Here is a 19,996-nt window from a genome sequence, read left to right as displayed (position 1 = left end):
AATTGATATCATATCCTGAATGGCAATAATAATACGATTTTTTACCCGCTTAGGGTATCCGACCTCTAAAGGGACAGTAAATGACATTGGATAAAATTTTTATCGAGCAATTAGAAGTAATCACAACTATCGGTGTTTATGATTGGGAACAAGAAATAAAACAGAAGCTAGTTCTTGATATTGAAATGGCTCACGACAACCGCCCTGCGGGTAAAAGTGATGATGTAGTTGATGCTCTGGACTATTCAAAAGTGAGTACCGCAGTGTTGGAGCATATAGAAGGTGGGCGTTTTCTACTGGTTGAACGCGTTGCAGAAGAGATTGCGGAATTAATTATGTCTCGCTTTTCAGTGCCTTGGGTTAAAATCCGTTTAGCGAAACCTGGAGCTGTACCACAAGCGAAATCTGTTGGTGTTGTGATAGAGCGAGGCGCGGCATGAACACCGTGTATGTTGGTGTCGGAACCAACATAGATCGAGATAAGCATGCCCAAGCGGCATGGGATGAGCTTGCTCTTCTAGGGGAACAACTACGCTCATCGCCAGTATATGAGTGCGAACCTGTTGGTTTTGATAGCCACGCTTTTTACAACTTTGTCATTGAGCTAAAAACGGATCGCTCTTTAACTGAATTCTCACTTTTGCTTCGTCAAATCGAGCTAAAATGGGGGCGTTTAGAGAATGCTCATAAATATCAAGATCGTAATTTAGATCTTGATATCGTGTTGTTTGGTGATGTGATTTCTCAATCTTCACCAGAGTTGCCGCGCAGTGATATTTTTAAATATCCATTCGTTACTCAGCCGCTTTATGATTTATGCCCAGAGAAGATCATCCCTTCTGACGGGCGAAGCGTGGCACAAATCTATCAACAGATGGATAACCTCGATTCATTGCAAGCTGTAAGTCTATGTTTTAACCAAGACTTCAAATAAAACCAAAGGTCTAAGGCCTAATAATAAGAGTAAAAAATGAGTTATATAGAAGCGTTTATTTTGGCACTCATTCAGGGCTTAACTGAATTCTTACCGATCTCTAGTTCAGCCCACTTGATTTTACCATCGGCCATTTTGGGTTGGGAAGATCAAGGTTTAGCGTTCGATGTTGCTGTTCATGTGGGAACTCTAGCGGCCGTAGTGATCTACTTTAGAAAAGAGGTCGTGACACTGTTTGGTGCACTATTTGGATCCATCTTCAAAGGCGATCGCAGTAAAGAGGCGAAACTGGCTTGGATGATCGTACTTGCGACGATCCCTGCTTGTGTCTTTGGTTTATTGATGAAAGACATTGTTGAACTTTACTTACGCAGTGCGTGGGTAATTGCGACTACCACGATTATTTTTGGCTTATTATTGTGGTGGGTTGATAAGAACTCATCGCTTGCTGATGATGAATACCAAGCTGGTTGGAAAAAAGCCTTGTTTATTGGTATTGCTCAAGCAATGGCGATCATTCCTGGAACGTCTCGCTCAGGTGCGACCATCACCGCCGCGCTGTATTTAGGTTTTACTCGTGAGGCTGCCGCGCGTTTCTCATTCTTAATGTCGATTCCAATCATCGCTCTTGCTGGTGGCTATCTAGGGCTTAAGCTTGTCATTAGTGGCGATCCGGTTCATGTCGGTTTCTTGTTGACGGGGATTGTCACGTCATTCATTAGTGCCTATATCTGTATTCATTTCTTCCTAAAGCTCATTTCACGCATGGGTATGATGCCGTTCGTTATCTACCGCTTACTACTTGGTGGTGGTTTGATAGCATTTTTGCTGATGAACTAGAGAGCTACTCAAGCATCTAGAAAAGGCTCACGATTAATCGTGAGCCTTTTTTATAGTCAGACGATTGAGGCGATGGTTTCTACTCTTCTTTTTTCCATCTCATCTCTGATCTGTTTACCTTGAAAGCCGTCAGCGATGATTGATTGCACTTGAACGGTGAGGGCTTGGCGATAAGCCTTTTCAAAACGATCTCGTTGAGGGTATGGATTCTCTTCACACCCTTTCCGACCTGCGTGATCCGCTTGGCAACAGATGAGAATATCATTGAGTCTTTCAGGTTTACGCCAGACATCAAACTTATTAAGGATCTTCAATATCGTTGCTGGCTTAAGCTCCATCGCGCGGTGAATATTGGTATGTTGTTCGCATACTAGAAGGGCAAGATCTTTAAATTCATTAGGAATTCGAACCCGGTCTGACAGCGATTGGATGAGCTTGATACCCGTATGACAATGCATTTTGTGGCTCGGCCATTCGCTTTCAGGCGTCACGCCTTTGCCTAAATCGTGCAGTTGAGCGGCGAGGCGTACGGGTAACGACGGGCTGAGTATAGCGGCCTGTTGTGCGACCATTAAAGTATGAATGCCAGTGTCTATTTCTGGGTGCCACTTCTCAGGCTGGGGAACGCCAAATAAAGCGTCAATTTCAGGCAATACCGCTGCCAATGCACCGCATTCTCTTAGAGTCGAAAGAAAGACTTCAGGGTTCTGAGTGCTGAGTGATTTATGCCACTCTTGCCAAACTCTTTCTGGTGTCAAGTGTGCAAGCTCACCAGAACGGACAATATCTCGCATTAAGTTGAGGGTCTCATCGGCAACTCGAAAACCAAGGTGAGCCAGTTTTGCCGCAAAGCGTGCGACTCTTAATACTCTGAGAGGATCTTCAACGAAAGCGTGAGATACATGGCGAAGAATGCGGTTGTTGAGATCATCTTGACCGCCGTAAGGATCGATAAGATCACCATTTTGGGCTTGAGCTATCGCATTGATTGTCAGATCGCGGCGTTGTAGATCGTCCTCTAAAGAGACATCTGGTGAAAAGTGGCATTCGAATCCAGTATATCCAGCTGATGTTTTTCTTTCCGTTCGAGCAAGAGCATGTTCCTGCTTAGTTTTGGGATGCAAAAAGACAGGGAAATCTTTACCTACGGGTGTATAACCTTGTTTGATCATCTCTTCTGGGCTCGAACCAACCACCACCCAATCTTGATCATAAACGTCAATATTCAACAATCGATCGCGAACTGCGCCGCCAACTAAGTAAACTTGCACGTATTACCTCTAATTTTTTCAGATGCTGTTGGACATTGTAGCAAGCAATGGTACTTTCCTTTAACCATGATTGTAGAGACGAGAGTATGTATAAGGATTTTTTTGGATTTAATGAGGCACCATTTTCGATTGTGCCAAACTCTCGTTATCTTTTCTTAAGCCAACGTCACCAAGAAGCGATGCAGCATTTACAAGCCGGACTGGGTGATGGCGGTGGTTTTGCCATGCTTACTGGTGAAGTGGGGACGGGGAAAACAACGGTTGCTCGTGCAATGCTGGCTAATTTAGATAGCAGTACGAAAGCGGGTTTGATTTTAAATCCCACCTTCTCAAGCTCTGACTTGCTTGAAGCCATTTGTGATGAATTTTCACTAAAGTATCCAGAGCAAGCGAGCCTTAAACAACTTAGTCAAACGATCAGTCATTACTTGATTGAAAACCATGGTAAAAATATCCAAACCCTGCTGGTGATTGATGAAGCCCAACACCTAGCAGCTGAAGTGCTAGAACAACTACGTTTATTAACCAACCTTGAGACAGACCAACGTAAGCTGTTAAAAGTACTGTTGGTTGGCCAACCTGAGTTACAACAACAACTGCAAACGACTCAGCTTCGTCAACTTGCCCAGCGCATCACAGGGCGTTATCACTTGCTTCCTTTAAACGTAAGTGAGACCGGGCAATATATCGATTTTAGAATCAAAATGGCGGGTGGTTCTCGTGACATCTTCCAAGCGAGTTCAATAAAGGTTATCGCGCAAGCAACGCAGGGCATTCCAAGGTTAATTAACTTAGTGTGTGATAAATCTTTGCAATACGCCCATCATCATGGGGAGCCTAACTTGAGTGTGCAGACGGTGAAGCGAGCATGTCATGATGTCATGCAGTATCAAGTTTCTCCGCATGGCAGTGATATCAATCATTCGAAAAAGTCATCTCGTCAAGCACTCAGCACTCAGCCTGTATGGAAATATTTAAGTGCACTCTCGCTTGGGTCTGTATTAGCGGTTGCAAGCTATAACGTGGTTTTGCCATACATTGATGTCATAGGGAAAGAAGCTCAACAAGGTACAATTTCAACCGTTCAGATGACGGCTCAACAACAAAATATTGACTCAAAAGACGATGGCGATGCTGGTTTAAATGCTACGACTGCTGATGATAATGAGATTTCCATCCCCGCTGAACTTGTGAATGTCTTGCAAAAAGGCGCAAGCCAAGTAGAAGCAATACAAGAGCTGTATAAGTTATGGGGCTATCAGGCATCCGTACGAGACGGATTATGTACTGAAAACCTACAAAGCCTGTTTATCTGTGATACGAAGAAAGGGCGCTTAGTGGACTTAATCAAACAACAAACCCCAGTTGTTTTACTGTTGAGTTATAACCATGAAGAGTTGTATGCCGTGCTTTATGCCGCATCAAAGGATCAGGTTGAAATTTTGATTGGGCAGCAACGAGTACAGATGTCATCATCTATGCTTCAAAGCTTATGGAGTAGTGAATATTACGCCATTTGGAAGAGTGAATTGCGCGAAACGTTAAAAAAATCTCAACGCAGTGAGAAGGTTCGAATACTCGAACGCAAGCTTTCTCTCGTACTTGGAGAGCCATCACTCGATAGTCCATATTTTGATAGCAATGTTGAACAGAAAGTGAAAACGTTCCAACGTTGGCAAAACATGTCGGTCGATGGTATTGCGGGCAAGCAGACGTTGCAACGTTTAGAGCAGTTAGCTCAACCCGATGCGCCTAAACTACGCACGATTGAACCGGAGGTGGCGTAAATGTCACAAGTCATGAGTGCATTACAGGATTCAGAACAAAGCAGACAGGCAATGTTGACTCCTTATCAAAACCTTTCTAACGGGCGAAATGAAGAGCACAGGCCTCAGCTCAAATTGTCTTATATGCTGATGCTTGGGGTACTTCCTATCGTTGCGGTGGCGAGTTATTTAGGGCTCGAAGCTTATCGTGCTAACGAGGTGCGTCTGATTAGCGAGCAGCACCCGATAGTCAATGCCGCTGCTATTCAAGCGGATACTCCAATTCGGATTCAGGCTCAAAGCCAAGCTCAAGAGCAAGGCCAAAATGCAGTCAAAACGGTGAGCGCCTCAGTAGAGGAAAAATCGGAGTTCAAATTACTGAGCTATCCAACTTATTCTCAACTTGAGCTTACCCCTCAGTTAGTTGATATTGAGAGTCTCGATGATACTTCGCTCTCTTCCGCAATAGTGCCTGTAGCCGATTCTAAGAGTGTTGAACCATCTGATGAGGATTTAACGAAGTTAGACCGACTAACAGCACCAGAGCCCACATCTCCACCTTTTAAGGATAATCCGGACGCGCCTCTTTCAATAGATCAAAATATGGGATTAGAGGAGCTAGACTTAAGCTCCCTATCACCAGAGTTAGCCTTGAAGTTTCAGTCGGCTTTACAGGCAACGGCAGACTCAGGTTCATTCAGCGCCAATGAGAAGCTATTTAATCGTGAAACCATTGATATAGACAAGACTGGCTATCAATATCAAGGCCGCTTGCCTGCGCTGAACTTGCAGACTCATATGTACTCGAGTGACAGCCAGAGACGCTGGGTAAAAATTAATGATCATGAATATAGCGAAGGGGATTGGATCGAGAATCAAATTCAGCTATTGAAAATCAAACCACAATCGGTGATCGTTGAATTTGAAGATCAATTACTTGAACTTCCTGCTTTGTATGAATGGCAAGGTTAAGCGCTGATATTGGCGTTTGTGTCTACGCCTGAAGTGATGCATGACAAATGTTTAAGCGATCAAAAAAGGTCACTCCAGTTAGGGTGACCTTTTATCTTTTTACTACCGCAATACGATTAGAGTATTGTTATTATGCCCAGCCGTTTGGTGCTTTTTTACGGCGAGGGATAATGTGAGGAAGTAGTAAACCAAGAAGCAAACCAATACCTGCAACACCACCACCGTAAGTGAAGTATTTCAGTAGCAAATCATCTTTCTGAGTATCAAGCTTGGCACGTAACTCTCGATTCTCTGTTTGAGAAGAGGTGAGCTTTTGGCTGATATCGCTGTAGCTCTGTTCTAAATCTGAAATCTGTTTATTACGAGTCGCAAGTGAGTCCGCAAGACCTGCTTTTTCATTGTCCGCATTTTTACGTGCGTTAGCTAAAAGTGCCTTAACATCGGTGAGCTCTTTTTCTAACTTAGGCAAACGGATCGCCATGCTTTCTTTGCGAGTGATGAACTTGCTTTCAACCCAGCCTTTGCGACCTTTAGCATCAACGATTTCGCTAAAGCCAGTCTGTTTGTTTGTTTTGATGAACTTTACTTTATCACCAGCGTCAACACTGCCGATAATGCGGAAAGTGTTATTTGGGCCAGAATGTAGGTAAGTAAAGAGCTTGTCAGCAATATAACGGTCTTGAGCAAAGGCTGCAGGGGCAGCGAGAACAGCAAACAAAACCATACAGATCAGTTTTTTCACAGTAAATCCCTTAACAATTCAAATTGGGAGGCCATTGTCTTAATTCTAGCCTTCATATTTTCTTAGCGAATAGTATGAACTTTCTTATTCTCGTGCAACAAAGAAGGGAGGCAAAGCCTCCCTTTCTGTGCGATTGAGTCAATAATGACATAGTATTTACATAGAAATACTATATTGGACTCATTTCTAATATGGCTTAAGCGGCGAAAGCGGCTTGGATAGCATAGAAGAAGATAACCGCAAGCAAAGCCCCTGCTGGTAGCGTCACAATCCAAGATGCCACGATATTTCGTACCACACCTAAGTTAAGTGCTGCAATACCACGAGCAAAGCCTACACCCAACACCGCACCAACAAGTGTCTGTGTGGTTGAGATTGGAAGGCCAGTACCAGATGCCAAAACAACAGTACATGCAGTTGCTAGTTGAGCAGCAAAGCCACGGCTAGGTGTTAGTTCTGTAATACCAGTACCAACAGTCGCCATTACTTTATGACCCATGGTTGCAAGACCAACTACAATACCGATACCACCTAGAGGTAGAATCCACCAAGCAATGTTACTTTTAGCAGTAAGCTCGCCCATGTTTTCAACCGTAGAAACGACAGCAGATAGAGGACCGATTGCGTTTGCCACATCGTTAGAACCGTGAGCAAATGCCATAGCACATGCCGTGATAACCATTAACACGCTGAAAATACCTTCAACGCCCGAAAACCCGTGGTCTTCTTCGCGGTTAGCAAATTTGTGTTTGATGTATAAGAAACCACCAACCATGACTAGAGTGGAGAAAGCCGCAGCCCAAACCCACGCTTCAGTATTGCTTAGGTGAAGACCAACGTGTTTAAGACCTTTCTTAATCGTCACTAATGCAATCACCATTGTAGTGATGAACATGTATACAGGGACGAATCGTTTAGCATTAAACAGAGGGTTTTCAGTATCAAATATCAGTCGCTGGGCGCTGACAAAGATGACATAAGCGAAGAAACCGGAAATAACAGGAGTAATAATCCAACTTCCGACAATACCTTGAACTGAATCCCAGTCAACCGCTTCAGTACCCACTGAAACACATGCAAAACCAATGATTGCACCGATAATAGAGTGAGTCGTTGAAACAGGCCAGCCCATGTAAGAAGCGAGTAATAGCCATGTACCTGCAGCTAAAAGCGCAGACATCATGCCATAGACAAGCACATCAGGCTGATCAGCAAATAGAGATGTTTCGATAACACCTTTACGGATTGTGTCTGTAACTTCACCACCGGCAAGATAAGCGCCAGCAAATTCAAAGATCATTGCAATAATGATCGCTTGTTTAACGGTTAATGCTTTAGAGCCAACAGATGTACCCATCGCATTGGCAACATCGTTTGCACCAATACCAATAGCCATCAAGAAACCGAAAGCGGCTGCAACAATAATCAGGACAGTGCCGTAATTCGCAAGGATATCCATCGCGTAATACCTAGTTGTTTGATAACAAGCGGAACAAATTTAGACGCAAAAAAACACTCAGCGAGGAAATGACCATCGCATAAGTAAATTGGGTTAAAAAATGCTCTTCGTTATATGGTTAACTTATGATTTAAGATCGAGAAAGCATAACTTCAAGACGAGCGCCTACGCGCTGAGCTTGATCTGCAATGCCGCCGACCCATTCAAGAATTTTATACAGGAACATGATGTCGATAGGATTGTGGTCTGCTTCTATTGCCATTAATTGTTGGCGAAGAACAATCTGTATCGCGTCCGTATCATCTTCAATCACATCCAGTTGATTGATCATTTCAGCTACAAGTGTGACTTCGCGGCCTTTGAATCCTGTTTCCAATAACTCATCGAGCTCATTAATTACTTTCTGAGCTTGATTTGCTGCGTCTAAGCAACGCTTGACGTAAGCAATGAAGTTTTCTTGCATCACTTCAGGAATGACAAGTTGACGGCCATATACACGACCAGAAATGTCTTTCGCGAGGTTGGCGAGTTTATCTTGCTGAGTTAATAGCTCCAACATATCGGTGCGATCAACGGGCATGAATAAACCACGAGGAAGTTTAAGACGAATTTCGCGCTTGAGTACGTCAGCTTCTTTCTCTAGGTGAGAAATTTGAGCGCGAATTTCTGCTGCTTTTTCCCAGTCACCTTTTGAACTGACTTCAAAAAAATTGACTAGGTGAGAGCAACATTCATTTACGCACACAACGTGGCGCTGCAAAGGCTTAAGAGGGGACTTTGCAAATAACCCCATAATTGTATTTACTGGCATGGTCATCCAACCTAATAAATAATAACCTTAAAAAAACATACACCATATTCAGGTGAAATGTTGAGCGATGGCTACAAAGTCGCGCATGTTAACCCAATCAATCACGCATTAAAACTGTTTTAGATCATCAATCGGTCGAAATTTCTGACTTGCCCACATTTCAAATAGGCAATATCCTATTCTTATCTTCATTGAAAGGCATCACTATGGAAACCGAGATAGAACTGAAGTTTTTTGTTTCTCCAGATTTTTCAGAGACTTTACAGCGTAAAATCTCTGATACCAAAGTACTTCAGCAAAGTTGTCGTAATTTAGGCAACACTTATTTTGATACTCCAGATAACTGGTTACGTAAGCATGATACGGGTTTGCGTATTCGACGTTTTGATGACGTTTTTGTGCAAACCGTAAAAACTGCGGGTCGCGTTGTTGCGGGTTTGCATCAGAGACCTGAGTATAATGCTGAGCACGATAGCAATACTCCGAAGCTCTCTCTTCACCCTCAAGATATCTGGCCAAAAGATAAAGATATCGACACATTACAATCTGAACTTTTCCCTCTCTTTTCGACCAACTTCACTCGTGAACAGTGGTTGGTGAGCATGCCTGATGGTAGCCAAGTGGAAGTGGCTTTTGATCAAGGGGAAGTCGTCGCAAACGAGAAGCAAGATCCCATTTGCGAAGTTGAACTAGAGCTTAAATCGGGGCAAACCGATGCACTCTTTACTTTAGCTCGCCTGTTTAGTGATGAAGGTGGCATGCGTCTGGGGAACTTGAGCAAAGCCGCTAAAGGTTACCGACTTGCACAAGGCTATGCAGGCGATGAAGTGAAAGCATTAACTTTGGTGAATACCGATCAAAATGACACGGTTGAATCCTGCTTTATTCAATCGTTAGAACATGCCCTTTCACATTGGCATTATCACGAGCAGATTTACACTGAGCGTGAGTCCATAAAAGCACTGCATGAAATCAGCCATTCCATTAGCTTTATTCGTCAAACACTGACGATTTATGGTGGTATTGTTCCACGTAGAGCGAGTGCGATTATTCGTCAAGAGCTCAAGTGGCTTGAAGAAGAGCTGTCTTGGCTAAAAATGTACGATTATTTAGATGACTTGCTTGAAGATAAAGGGCATGTCTTACGGAAACTTGATGCACGTAAATTTTTAGTCGCTGAACTGCAAGAGCAACAAGTTCAACTACCAGATAGAGAGAGCATACTGACGTTACTCAGCTCCGCTCGTTATACTGGTTTGTTGCTTGATCTTAGCCGTTGGATCTTAACTCGTGGCTGGCAGCCGTTTTTAGATGATAAAGCTCGTGAGCAGATGTCGGGAAATATCAAGCCTTTCTCTGTACAGCAGCTTGATCGCACATGGGCTGAACTGATGGAAGCCTTTCCGCCAGAATGTACCTTAACCAGTCAAGACTATGTAGAGCAGCAATATCGCTTGATGCGTAATTTATACACAGGTGTCGGTTTTGCTAGCTTATATGATGTAGAAGAGCGCAATACCTTCCGATTACCGTGGGCTGATTTGATCCAAGGGATCGATGACCTGTTAATGCTTAAACCATTAGAGCAGTGTATTAACTTATTGCAAGGTGATGAGAAAGAGCAGTTAGAGCGTTGGTTGGCAAGGCAAGAGGTTTCAATCTTGCATGCCATGGAACAAACTCGCCAAATTAGTGTTGAAGTTGAGCCGTATTGGCAAGACTGATAAAGACCAGCTTACTGCTTTGCCATTCATTAAAATAGAAATAAGGAACTCCGGTTCCTTATTTTTTTTCGTCTGAATTTTTCTGCTCTATCTTTTCAAGCCGTTGCAAAATTTGTTGCTGTTGAGCAACTATCTGTTCAAGTAGCTTCTCTTTATTTTCAGAACGTTGATTTTGAGTATGGCTTGGAGAGGTGATAAGCGAAGTAATCAAACCAGAAATCATACCAAAAATCCCCACACCACAGATGATGATCCCAGAGGCTAATAACTTTCCTTCTAGCGTGATCGGGTAGTGATCGCCATATCCAACTGTTGAGATGGTAACAAAAGCCCACCACAAGGCATCACTTGCCGTTTGAATGTTGGAGCCTGGATTCTGTCCCTCTATCGCTAACATCATTCCAGAGCCAACGGTGAGCAGAATAACAAGCAAAAGGATTATTGAGGCGAGAGTGGTTTCTCTTTTATTTGCTAATAGCTGCTTGAGAACGGTTCTTCCGGAGCGAATCACTAAGATTATGCGCAAAATATGGAATAAGCGGGCGAATCGTAAAGGCTCAACCATTGGAATACTCGCGATAAAATCAATCCAGTGGTGCTTAAGATATAGCTTTCGATTATTTGAGCGGATGAGATCAATGGTGAGTTGCAAAATAAAAACACTGCAAATTATAAAATCTAAACCGATAAATATATGTCGAGTCTCGCTCTCGATTGGCATAAACAATAAGGCTGAGATCACAAATAACGCTAAGAAAGATAAAATTAGTGACAATAAGCTCATAGGCTTGGTGTCGTCTTTGGTACTATATGTTTTCATACGAAGCTCGAAATAAATCGTAAATAGATGATTAAAAATCTTTTTAACGAAAATAAATATTCAGCACATAACATTAAACTTAGCGGAGAACTGATAATGGAAAAACCGACATTCAAGCCTTGGGAAAGGTTAATTTCAGATGTTCGCTTAGTTCCTAAAATGATGATGCTAATGGTATTTAGTACTATTTTAATCATCACCAAACAGTTATGGGATGCTTCTAGTTTCTATAATGCTCTTATTGCGGCGACCAACGACATTCAAGTTGCCCAGAAACATTATGATGCCTACTTAATTGAGGTAGTGTGGCAGACAGGGATCATGATTGCTGTTTTTGTGGCTCTGCTTATGGCGGCTGCACGAGTCATGTTACGCCAAACTGAATATTTAAGCGAATCGATTAAACTGATGGCAAGTAAAGACCTGTCGGTGCCCATCGTCATGGATTGTAAAGATGAATATGGTGATGTTGCGCGAGAATTAGAGAAAACTCGTAGGCAGCTTCATGATGTGATTAAAACTCAAATCAATGCTTCAGATGAACTATTCACTTTGACCGAAGTGATGACAATTAGTATGTCTGAAACGAAAGAGTCCTCACAAGAAGAGTTTGCTGAAATTGATTTACTGGCAACCGCAATGAGTGAAATGACATCAACGGTACAAACCGTAGCAGACCACGCTCAAAACGCATCAGCATTAACGGAAGAGACGTCTGGCCAGGCTCAAACCGGGCGAGATTTTGTTCGAGATACCGTGGCTAAAATGAGTGAACTCTCTTCAGATATTGCTGCGTCTGCGGGAGCCGTTAATCAGGTAGAAGAACGAGTTGGTTCGATTGGTAGCGTAGTAGGAACCATTCAAGGCATTTCAGAGCAAACCAATCTATTGGCACTGAACGCAGCAATTGAAGCGGCGCGAGCGGGTGAAGCTGGGCGCGGATTCGCCGTTGTTGCTGATGAAGTTCGTAACCTTGCACAACGCACTCAACAAGCAACGGTTGAAATTCAAGAGATGATTTCACAACTACAAAGCAGTGCTAACTCTGCCGTTGAATTGATGGAGAAAAGTGTTGTTGAAGCGGCGGATGGCGTTGAACTGGTTGCCAATGCGGGTTCTGAGCTTGACGGCATTGTTGAGCAGGTGAATCAGATTAACGACATGAACTTCCAAATCGCAACCGCTGCGGGTCAACAAAGTAGCGTGGCGGATGAGATGAATCAGAACTTAACGAATGTGAGAGAGCTTGTCGAAGCTTCCGTTGTCGTGGTGAGTGAGTTGCTAGAGACCTCTGAAATGATGGAGAGCAATGCTCAAGACTTAGATTCGAAGATTAAGTCATTTAAAGTGTAAATGAATCGCTCGTCATTAGACGAAATCAAACGCCTATTTACCTGTCTTAACAAAACAGAGTATGTAGGCGTTTTTTATTGCGTTAAGTTTGATATAAATAGAGAACAGCTCTTGAATTGAATGAGTGCCGAGTGAACTTATACCGATGAAACTCAGCTTAAAACGGACTTTACTCGTTCGCCATATGTCGTCAAATACCATTAAATATCGCAAGGAAGATCTATGCTACTGCCTGATAGCCTTACCTCTGATTCATTATCAGCCTATTCACAATTATTAGAACAGCAAGCGGATGGATTAAGCCATTGGAGTGATGAGTCTATTGAGTCATTAAAATATGTCTTAGGTTTAAGTCAATTTGTAGCAGAAAATTTTCAACGAGATACTCAACTTTGCACTGATTTTCCAAGTATGTTGCAGTGCTCATCTCGTTCTGATTCTTATCGTCAGCGCCTCGCTGAAATGTTAGCGACATGCGATAGCGAAATGAGTGGTCATCGAATTCTGCGTCAATTCCGTAATCGTGAAATGACCTATATCGCTTGGCGAGATTTTACCTCTTCTTGGCGTTTGGAAGAGAGCTTGGCTCACCTGTCAGAACTTGCCGAAGCGATGATCTTTGAAACCTACCAATGGCAATACGATCTCTGTTGTCAGGAGTGGGGCACGCCATGCGATGAGTCTGGGGCTGCACAGCCGATGTTGATCATTGGAATGGGTAAACTCGGTGGGGGAGAACTGAACTTTTCATCAGATATCGATCTCATCTTTACCTATCCTGAAAACGGTGAAACCCAAGGAGCTAGGCGCAGTATCGCGAATGCGCAGTTCTTTACTCGTCTTGGGCAAAGGATCATTAAGGCGCTTGATCAACAAACTTTCGATGGTTTCTGTTATCGCGTCGATATGCGACTACGTCCGTTTGGAGAGAGTGGCCCATTAGTGATGAGTTACGCCGCATTGGAAGATTACTATCAAGAGCAGGGGCGAGACTGGGAACGCTATGCCATGATCAAAGCGAGGGTCATGGGGAGTGAAATGTATCCACAATACCAAGAGCTTCGCCAAATGCTCCGCCCATTTGTGTTCCGTCGCTACATCGATTTCAGTGCCATTCAATCATTGCGCCGAATGAAATCAATGATCAGCAGTGAAGTTCGACGCCGAGGATTGAGCAATAATATTAAATTAGGCGCGGGTGGCATTCGTGAAATTGAGTTTATCGCTCAGGTTTTCCAACTGGTTAGAGGTGGCCGAGAGCCGAGCTTACGAGGTCGCGGTTTACTTGAAACATTGACAGCCGTTCAAGAGTTGGGGTTATTAGAAATTCATGAAGTAGAAGACTTACGTAGTGCATACCTTTACTTAAGGCGTTTAGAGAACCTACTGCAAGCAATGGCAGACAAGCAGACTCAAACGCTACCTGAAAAAGAGAGCGATCAGTTAAAATTGGCGGTTGCTATGCAGCATGCTGGTTGGGACGAATTGATGGAGCAAACTCAGCAACATATGCAAAGTGTTCATGCGGTATTCGAGAACTTGATTGGGGGGGAAGAGGAAGAAACCCTCAGCGTCGACAAGCATTTTCATGAGCTATGGGATATGGCACATAAGCCGGATGTGATTGAACATATCTTAGTGAATGATGTTGCGGTGGCTGAACCATCTGAAATGGCATCGACTATCATTCAATTTAAAGCGGACTTAGCGAAAAAAACGCTCGGCCCGCGTGGACGAGAAGTGCTCAACCGCTTGATGCCGAAAATATTTCAAGCGATTTACCATCATAAAGATGCGCAGTTTGGCTTACCACGAGTGCTACACCTGCTGCACAAAATTGTCACTAGAACCACCTATTTAGAATTGTTGGATGAGCACCCTGCAGCACTGACTCAGTTAGTTCGCCTATGTACGGCGAGCCCTATGATTTCGGAGCAGTTAGGTCGCTATCCGATCTTATTGGATGAACTGATTGACCCACAACAGCTATATAACCCGATCCCTTTGTCTGCTTATAAGACAGAGCTGCGGGACTTTCTTGCCAGAATTCCAGAAGATGATATGGAGCAACAGCTCGAGGGGTTACGCCAATTTAAGCAGATTTGTATTTTACGGATTGCAGCGGCTGATATTGCAGAAGTGCTGCCAGTGATGAAAGTGAGTGATCATTTAACTTACTTGGCTGAAGCGATTGTAGAAGCAGGAGTGAATCAAGCGTGGTTACAAGTGGTGGCTAAGTTTGGTGAGCCGACCCATCTCAAAGATCGAGAAGGGAAAGGATTTGGTGTTGTGGGGTATGGAAAGGTCGGAGGATGGGAACTTGGTTATAACTCCGACCTCGATATGGTGTTCATGCATGATTGCCCTGTAAATGTATATACCGATGGTAAAAAAGAGATTGATGGTCGTCAGTTCTACTTGCGGTTAGCGCAGCGAATCATTCATATTTTCTCAATTAGAACGGCATCGGGGATCCTCTATGAAGTGGACATGCGATTGAGACCGTCGGGCGCATCAGGGCTATTAGTGTCACCGACCGATGCTTTTGAAGAGTACCAGTTAAAAGATGCGTGGACATGGGAGCATCAAGCATTAGTACGCGCACGTATGATTTATGGCGATGATGCCCTACAAGAAGCATTTGTTCGAACTCGACACAAAGTGCTTTGTCTTGAGCGTAATGAGGACGATTTGAAAAAGTCAGTCTCCGAGATGCGAGTGAAAATGCGTGATCACTTAGGCGGAAAGAAATCGGGTCGATTTATGCTTAAACAAGATCCCGGAGGGATCACTGATGTTGAGTTTTTAGCGCAGTACTTGGTGCTACGCTTTAGCCACGAAAAGCCTAAGCTAACGCGCTGGTGCGATAATGTTCGCGTGTTTGAATCTATGTTGCAGCAAGGCATTATGAGCGAAGAACAGGCTCAAGCGCTAACACACGCCTACACGAGGATCCGTGACGAGGTGCATCACCGTAATCTGTTAAACCTTGATGCGGATGTTGACGAGGGTAAATTTGCAGCGGACAGGGCACAAGTTGTCAAATTATGGGATCTGTGGCTTGACTAAGGTGGTGGCTGAATCATATTTTTGTAGACGACTGTTGTAGAAGCGTTTTGGTAGTTTAGTCGCCATAAGTGCTGTGCTAAACTCCGCTTAGATAAGAATTTTGGAGATCCATAATGAAACCTATTCTACCTGACTACAGCCAATCTGGCGTGTTGATCATTGGTGATGTGATGCTTGACCGCTACTGGTATGGGCCAACGGGGCGAATCTCACCAGAAGCGCCAGTTCCAGTAGTAAAAGTAGAAAAGAATGAAGAGCGCCCAGGTGGAGCGGCTAACGTTGCAATGAATATTGCGTCACTTGGCGGTCATGCTCATATTATTGGTTTAACAGGTAAAGATGAACCTGCTCAAGTGCTTACTGATACCTTAAATTCGTTGAAAGTGAAATGTGATTTCGTTGAATTAGCGGATTATCCGACAATTACCAAATTGCGTGTCATGAGCCGTGGCCAGCAGCTTATTCGTTTAGATTTTGAAGAAAAATTTGAAAATACGGATCCTGAACCTGTGCTCTTACGCATGGAGAAAGTGCTACCAACAGTAAAAACCGTTATTTTATCGGATTATGCGAAGGGCGCTTTAGAGCACGTACAGCAATTTATTCAAAAGGCACGCGCAGCCAATGTGTCAGTTTTTATTGATCCAAAAGGGGCGGATTTTGAACGCTACCGTGGAGCAACATTGTTAACCCCTAATATGGCTGAATTTGAACTGGTTGCAGGCAAAGTCAAATCAGAAGAAGACCTGATTGAGAAAGGTTTATCATTGATCGAAGAGTTCGACTTTGAAGCATTACTTGTGACTCGTAGTGAGCACGGAATGACATTACTACGTAAAGGCCAAGAGCCGCTTCAATTGCCAACGCTTGCAAAAGAAGTGTATGACGTGACAGGGGCCGGCGATACAGTAATCTCTGTACTTGCGGCATCTGTGGCTGCAGGCAAACCACTTGATGAAGCTTGTGCATTAGCCAATGCTGCCGCTGGTGTGGTCGTGGGTAAACTGGGTACATCAACGCTATCTATTATTGAGTTAGCGGAAGCTATTCATGGTAGCCAAGATACAGACTATGGTGTGATCACTGAATCTGCACTTGTCGAAGCGGTAAAACGCGCGCGTGCAAAAGGTGAGAAGGTTGTCATGACGAATGGTTGTTTTGATATTCTTCATGCAGGACATGTTTCTTATATGAATCATGCCGCGGAGCTTGGGGATCGTTTGATCGTTGCCGTGAATACTGATGAATCCGTGAAACGCTTAAAAGGCCCAAGTCGCCCTATCAACCCAACGGATCGCCGCATGGCTGTTTTAGCTGGGTTAGGTGCCGTTGATTGGGTGGTTCCATTCTCTGAAGATACCCCGCAACGTCTTATCTCTGAAGTGCTACCAAGTATTTTAGTGAAAGGTGGCGACTATAAACCAGAAGAGATTGCTGGTGGTGAAGAGGTGATTGCCGCTGGTGGTGAAGTGAAAGTCCTTAACTTTGAAGATGGCTGTTCCACCACTGAAATCATCAACGCGATCCAAGGCGGAAAAGCTTAACTCCTTGAGGATCAAGCACTGTTTGAACAAAAGCCGACATCATTATGTCGGCTTCATTTTTTACACTCTATTTTTAGCCCTGTACTGTTTTCAGTCCAGCGTTCACATCGATAATATCTTGTTCACTCAATGTACCAACAGCTTGACGAAGTTGCAGAACACTGATGATGTAATCATAGCGAGCATTAGCTAGGTTACGGTTCGCATCGTACAGACGACGAGTCGAATCTAGTACATCAACAATGGTACGAGTACCAACATCGAAGCCGGCTTCAGTTGCTTCTAAAGCGGATTGAGCTGAGACAACAGACTGTTCGTAGGCGCGTAAAGCACCAATAGAAGCGCTGATGTTATTGTTAAAGGCACGAACATCTTTAACAACGCTGCGGTAAGTCGCTTCTAAATCTTCACTTGCTGCAACGTAATTGTATTCAGCTTGTTTCGTTTTAGAAGTAATGTTGCCACCAGTGTAAAGAGGCACCACTAGGTTTAGACCAACATTAAAATCGTTGTAATCACCTTTAGATGCACTATTGCTATTGCTTTCATCACCGTAGTTATACCCACCATCCAAAGTCAGTGAAGGTAGGTGCCCAGAACTCTCTAAAGAGATGTTGTCTTTTGCGATGTCTTGAGAAATGCGAGATGCAAGTAAGCTAAGGTTTTTCTGTTGGGCTTCTTCAATAAGAGCGACGGCAGAAGCCTGAGTTTTGCTTGCTGAGAAAGTTTCGGTATCTAGAATGCTAAGGTTAGTATGCTCGTTACCTGTGATTTCACGCAGCGCTTCATAGCTATTTACTAAGCTATTTTCTGCTAATACTTCATTCGCTAGTACCGTATCGTATTGAGCTTGAGCATCATGTACATCGGTAATTGCAGATAGACCCACTTCGAAACGTTGGTTCGTTTGCTCAAGTTGACGAGCTACCGCTGCTTTTTCTGCACGAACGAATTCAAGTTTATCTTGTGCGCGAAGCACTTCGAAGTAGGCTTGAGCAACGCGTAAAATAAGACCTTGTTGAACGGCCGCGAAAGAAGAGTCCGCTTGTCGTGCAGTTTTTTCTGCCGTATCTAAGGTGATCCAGCTAGAGCGTTTGTATAGCTCTTGAGATACGCTCACACCAGCCGTCAATTTATCACTTTCACGTTGGTCAATGTCACTACGGTTGATGTTGTAACCCGCTGTAAGGTTGATTTGTGGCAGTAATGCACTTCTGCTCGATGTAATCGCTTCAAATGCCGCATCGCGTTTAGCCGCTGAACGTAGCAATTGAGGATCATTTTGCTTTGCTTGATCGTATATTTCAGTCAGGGTATCGGCCCATGCTGTGGTACTCAGGCTACCTATTGCAGCACTGATAAAAAGAGGAAGCAGTTTTTTCATTTTTCCATTCCGCCTAAATCGAAAGAGGGTACTTATCAAGAGTTTAACTTAAATTGGTGGTAATTCACTCGAAACTTTGCACTTTTTTACACTTAATTGTCCGACTGTGCAATATAAATATTGTTTTATGTAAATATAAATGCAATTTTTATAATAAAAGTTGAGCCATGCCTTGGCAGTTGTTGTCTACAATGAGTAGACTATAAGATTCACATGCGAGGTGACTAATGCAAGAGTCTGACAATCAACCACATGACTTTACTCCCCAGGATGTAAAAATTATTTCAAAAGAGCCTCTTTTTAGCGGTTTTTTTAAAATGGTGAAATACCGTTTTACTCACCGATTATTTGAAGGTGGGTGGAGCGAGCCTGTCGAACGGGAAATGTTTGAACGTGGTCATGCTGCGGCATTATTACCTTACGATCCTATTCGTGATGAAGTGGTTATTATTGAACAGATTCGTGTCGGGGCATTGGAACATCCTAATCCATGGCAACTTGAAATCGTTGCTGGGATCATTGATACCGATGAAAGTGCAGAGGATGTCGTTCGTCGAGAGGCAATGGAAGAGGCTGGGATTGAAGTTAATCGAGTCTCGCCAATTACCTCATTTTACCCATCATCAGGTGGCTGTTCAGAAAAATTAGACGTGTTCGTCGGTGAGGTGGATGCTTCTACCGCTCAAGGTGTGCATGGTTTAGAGTATGAAAATGAGGACATTCGGGTTCAAGTAATGAGTCGAAAACAGGCTTATCAGCTGGTTAAAAGTGGAAAAATCGAGAATGGTGCCTCAATTTTAGCGTTGCAATGGCTAGAGCTAAACCACTTAGAGTTAAAGTCACAATGGTTGAAAAGCTAGATGACACATGTAGCCATTGGTAAGCCGTACCATGTTGATCTTGCAGAACTTATGCGAGTGTATGAGACTAATTACGCAAAATTAAATGCTCTACTTCCATTTCAAGCAGAAGTGGGGGATGTTCGCTGCTATCAAGTGATTAATATGACCTACCAATTGAAGGTGCATGAGGTCACAAAATACACCACTTTAATCGACATATGTCAGAGTGATGAACAACCAGTATTTCCTTTGCCTAAAATGTCTGTCAGGCTATATCACGATGCTCGAGTAGCAGAAGTATGTGCGAGCGAACAGATATCACGCGTGAAAGCTCGTTATGATTACCCAAACAAAAAAATGATGCAGAAAGATGAAAAATCCCAGTTGAATAAATTTCTTGGTGATTGGCTCACTTTTTGTTTAAAAAATGGCATTAGCCGAACGCCAATGGCATTTGAATAACAA

17 protein-coding genes are annotated in these 19,996 nt (G+C 43.5%); 11 read left to right on the top strand and 6 right to left on the bottom strand.

The genetic code is table 11. From position 1 onward, the window contains the following. The first annotated feature begins 80 nt into the window (after positions 1-80). From folB to OCV39_RS12435, 3 genes are read left to right on the top strand one after another with little or no spacing between them, the layout of a single operon-like run. Complete coding sequence (folB, locus tag OCV39_RS12445) at positions 81-440, top strand: dihydroneopterin aldolase (RefSeq protein WP_261888559.1); 360 nt, start codon at positions 81-83, stop codon at positions 438-440. Next, entirely contained in the window at positions 437-934 is a 498-nt protein-coding gene (folK, locus tag OCV39_RS12440; protein WP_261888558.1) for a 2-amino-4-hydroxy-6-hydroxymethyldihydropteridine diphosphokinase, read from the top strand. The genes folB and folK overlap by 4 nt, the downstream gene beginning before the upstream one ends. 36 nt (positions 935-970) lie before the next feature. Beyond that, positions 971-1,774 carry an undecaprenyl-diphosphate phosphatase gene (locus OCV39_RS12435; RefSeq protein WP_017051115.1) on the top strand — a complete coding sequence of 268 codons (804 nt, stop codon included), beginning with the start codon at positions 971-973 and terminating at the stop codon, positions 1,772-1,774. Between the two features lie 56 nt (positions 1,775-1,830). Here OCV39_RS12435 and OCV39_RS12430 read toward each other — a convergent pair whose 3' ends face one another. Next, a complete protein-coding gene (locus OCV39_RS12430) occupies positions 1,831-3,045 on the bottom strand; it encodes a multifunctional CCA addition/repair protein (RefSeq protein WP_261888557.1) in 1,215 nt (404 codons plus the stop codon). Between the two features lie 86 nt (positions 3,046-3,131). On the opposite strand from OCV39_RS12430, the gene OCV39_RS12425 reads away from it, so the two are divergent. Then, positions 3,132-4,832, top strand: a complete 1,701-nt coding sequence (locus tag OCV39_RS12425; protein WP_261888556.1) for an AAA family ATPase — start codon at positions 3,132-3,134, stop codon at positions 4,830-4,832. Then, positions 4,833-5,783, top strand: a complete 951-nt coding sequence (locus OCV39_RS12420; protein WP_261888555.1) for a general secretion pathway protein GspB — start codon at positions 4,833-4,835, stop codon at positions 5,781-5,783. Positions 5,784-5,913: 130 nt separating this feature from the next. Here OCV39_RS12420 and OCV39_RS12415 read toward each other — a convergent pair whose 3' ends face one another. From OCV39_RS12415 to OCV39_RS12405, 3 genes are all read right to left on the bottom strand, one after another. Next, positions 5,914-6,525, bottom strand: coding sequence for a TIGR04211 family SH3 domain-containing protein (locus OCV39_RS12415; protein ID WP_017051111.1), 612 nt, complete (start codon positions 6,523-6,525; stop codon positions 5,914-5,916). 196 nt (positions 6,526-6,721) lie between these two features. Continuing rightward, the gene (locus OCV39_RS12410; protein WP_113799494.1) at positions 6,722-7,984 is read right to left on the bottom strand and encodes an inorganic phosphate transporter; all 1,263 of its coding nucleotides are present in this window, start codon (positions 7,982-7,984) and stop codon (positions 6,722-6,724) included. 130 nt (positions 7,985-8,114) lie between these two features. Then, positions 8,115-8,795 carry a TIGR00153 family protein gene (locus OCV39_RS12405; protein ID WP_017051109.1) on the bottom strand — a complete coding sequence of 227 codons (681 nt, stop codon included), beginning with the start codon at positions 8,793-8,795 and terminating at the stop codon, positions 8,115-8,117. 206 nt (positions 8,796-9,001) lie between these two features. On the opposite strand from OCV39_RS12405, the gene OCV39_RS12400 reads away from it, so the two are divergent. After that, positions 9,002-10,519: a CYTH and CHAD domain-containing protein gene (locus tag OCV39_RS12400; RefSeq protein ID WP_171756221.1), complete on the top strand. Its 1,518-nt coding sequence runs from the start codon at positions 9,002-9,004 to the stop codon at positions 10,517-10,519. 58 nt (positions 10,520-10,577) lie between these two features. Here OCV39_RS12400 and OCV39_RS12395 read toward each other — a convergent pair whose 3' ends face one another. After that, complete coding sequence (locus tag OCV39_RS12395; RefSeq protein WP_261888554.1) at positions 10,578-11,339, bottom strand: potassium channel family protein; 762 nt, start codon at positions 11,337-11,339, stop codon at positions 10,578-10,580. Between the two features lie 96 nt (positions 11,340-11,435). Here OCV39_RS12395 and OCV39_RS12390 point away from each other — a divergent pair, with 96 nt between their 5' ends. The 3 genes from OCV39_RS12390 to hldE all read left to right on the top strand — a co-directional run bounded on the left by OCV39_RS12390 (position 11,436) and on the right by hldE (position 17,305). Continuing rightward, entirely contained in the window at positions 11,436-12,692 is a 1,257-nt protein-coding gene (locus tag OCV39_RS12390; protein WP_171756219.1) for a methyl-accepting chemotaxis protein, read from the top strand. A 222-nt stretch (positions 12,693-12,914) separates the two neighbouring features. Beyond that, positions 12,915-15,761, top strand: coding sequence for a bifunctional [glutamate--ammonia ligase]-adenylyl-L-tyrosine phosphorylase/[glutamate--ammonia-ligase] adenylyltransferase (gene glnE / locus OCV39_RS12385; protein WP_261888553.1), 2,847 nt, complete (start codon positions 12,915-12,917; stop codon positions 15,759-15,761). Between the two features lie 113 nt (positions 15,762-15,874). Beyond that, positions 15,875-17,305 carry a bifunctional D-glycero-beta-D-manno-heptose-7-phosphate kinase/D-glycero-beta-D-manno-heptose 1-phosphate adenylyltransferase HldE gene (gene hldE / locus OCV39_RS12380; protein ID WP_261888552.1) on the top strand — a complete coding sequence of 477 codons (1,431 nt, stop codon included), beginning with the start codon at positions 15,875-15,877 and terminating at the stop codon, positions 17,303-17,305. 73 nt (positions 17,306-17,378) lie between these two features. On the opposite strand, the gene tolC is transcribed toward hldE, so the two are convergent. Then, positions 17,379-18,689 carry an outer membrane channel protein TolC gene (tolC, locus tag OCV39_RS12375; RefSeq protein WP_261888551.1) on the bottom strand — a complete coding sequence of 437 codons (1,311 nt, stop codon included), beginning with the start codon at positions 18,687-18,689 and terminating at the stop codon, positions 17,379-17,381. Positions 18,690-18,916: 227 nt separating this feature from the next. Here tolC and nudF point away from each other — a divergent pair, with 227 nt between their 5' ends. Beyond that, positions 18,917-19,549, top strand: coding sequence for an ADP-ribose diphosphatase (gene nudF, locus OCV39_RS12370; RefSeq protein ID WP_261888550.1), 633 nt, complete (start codon positions 18,917-18,919; stop codon positions 19,547-19,549). Then, positions 19,550-19,993 (top strand): DUF1249 family protein, encoded by a 444-nt coding sequence (locus tag OCV39_RS12365; protein ID WP_113799476.1) that lies wholly within the window; start codon positions 19,550-19,552, stop codon positions 19,991-19,993. Positions 19,994-19,996 lie beyond the last annotated feature (3 nt).

This window comes from Vibrio cortegadensis, from assembly GCF_024347395.1.
GTDB lineage: Bacteria > Pseudomonadota > Gammaproteobacteria > Enterobacterales > Vibrionaceae > Vibrio > Vibrio cortegadensis.
Note: the sequence above shows the minus strand (reverse complement) of the source record. Positions and strands in the feature narration are given on the sequence as shown.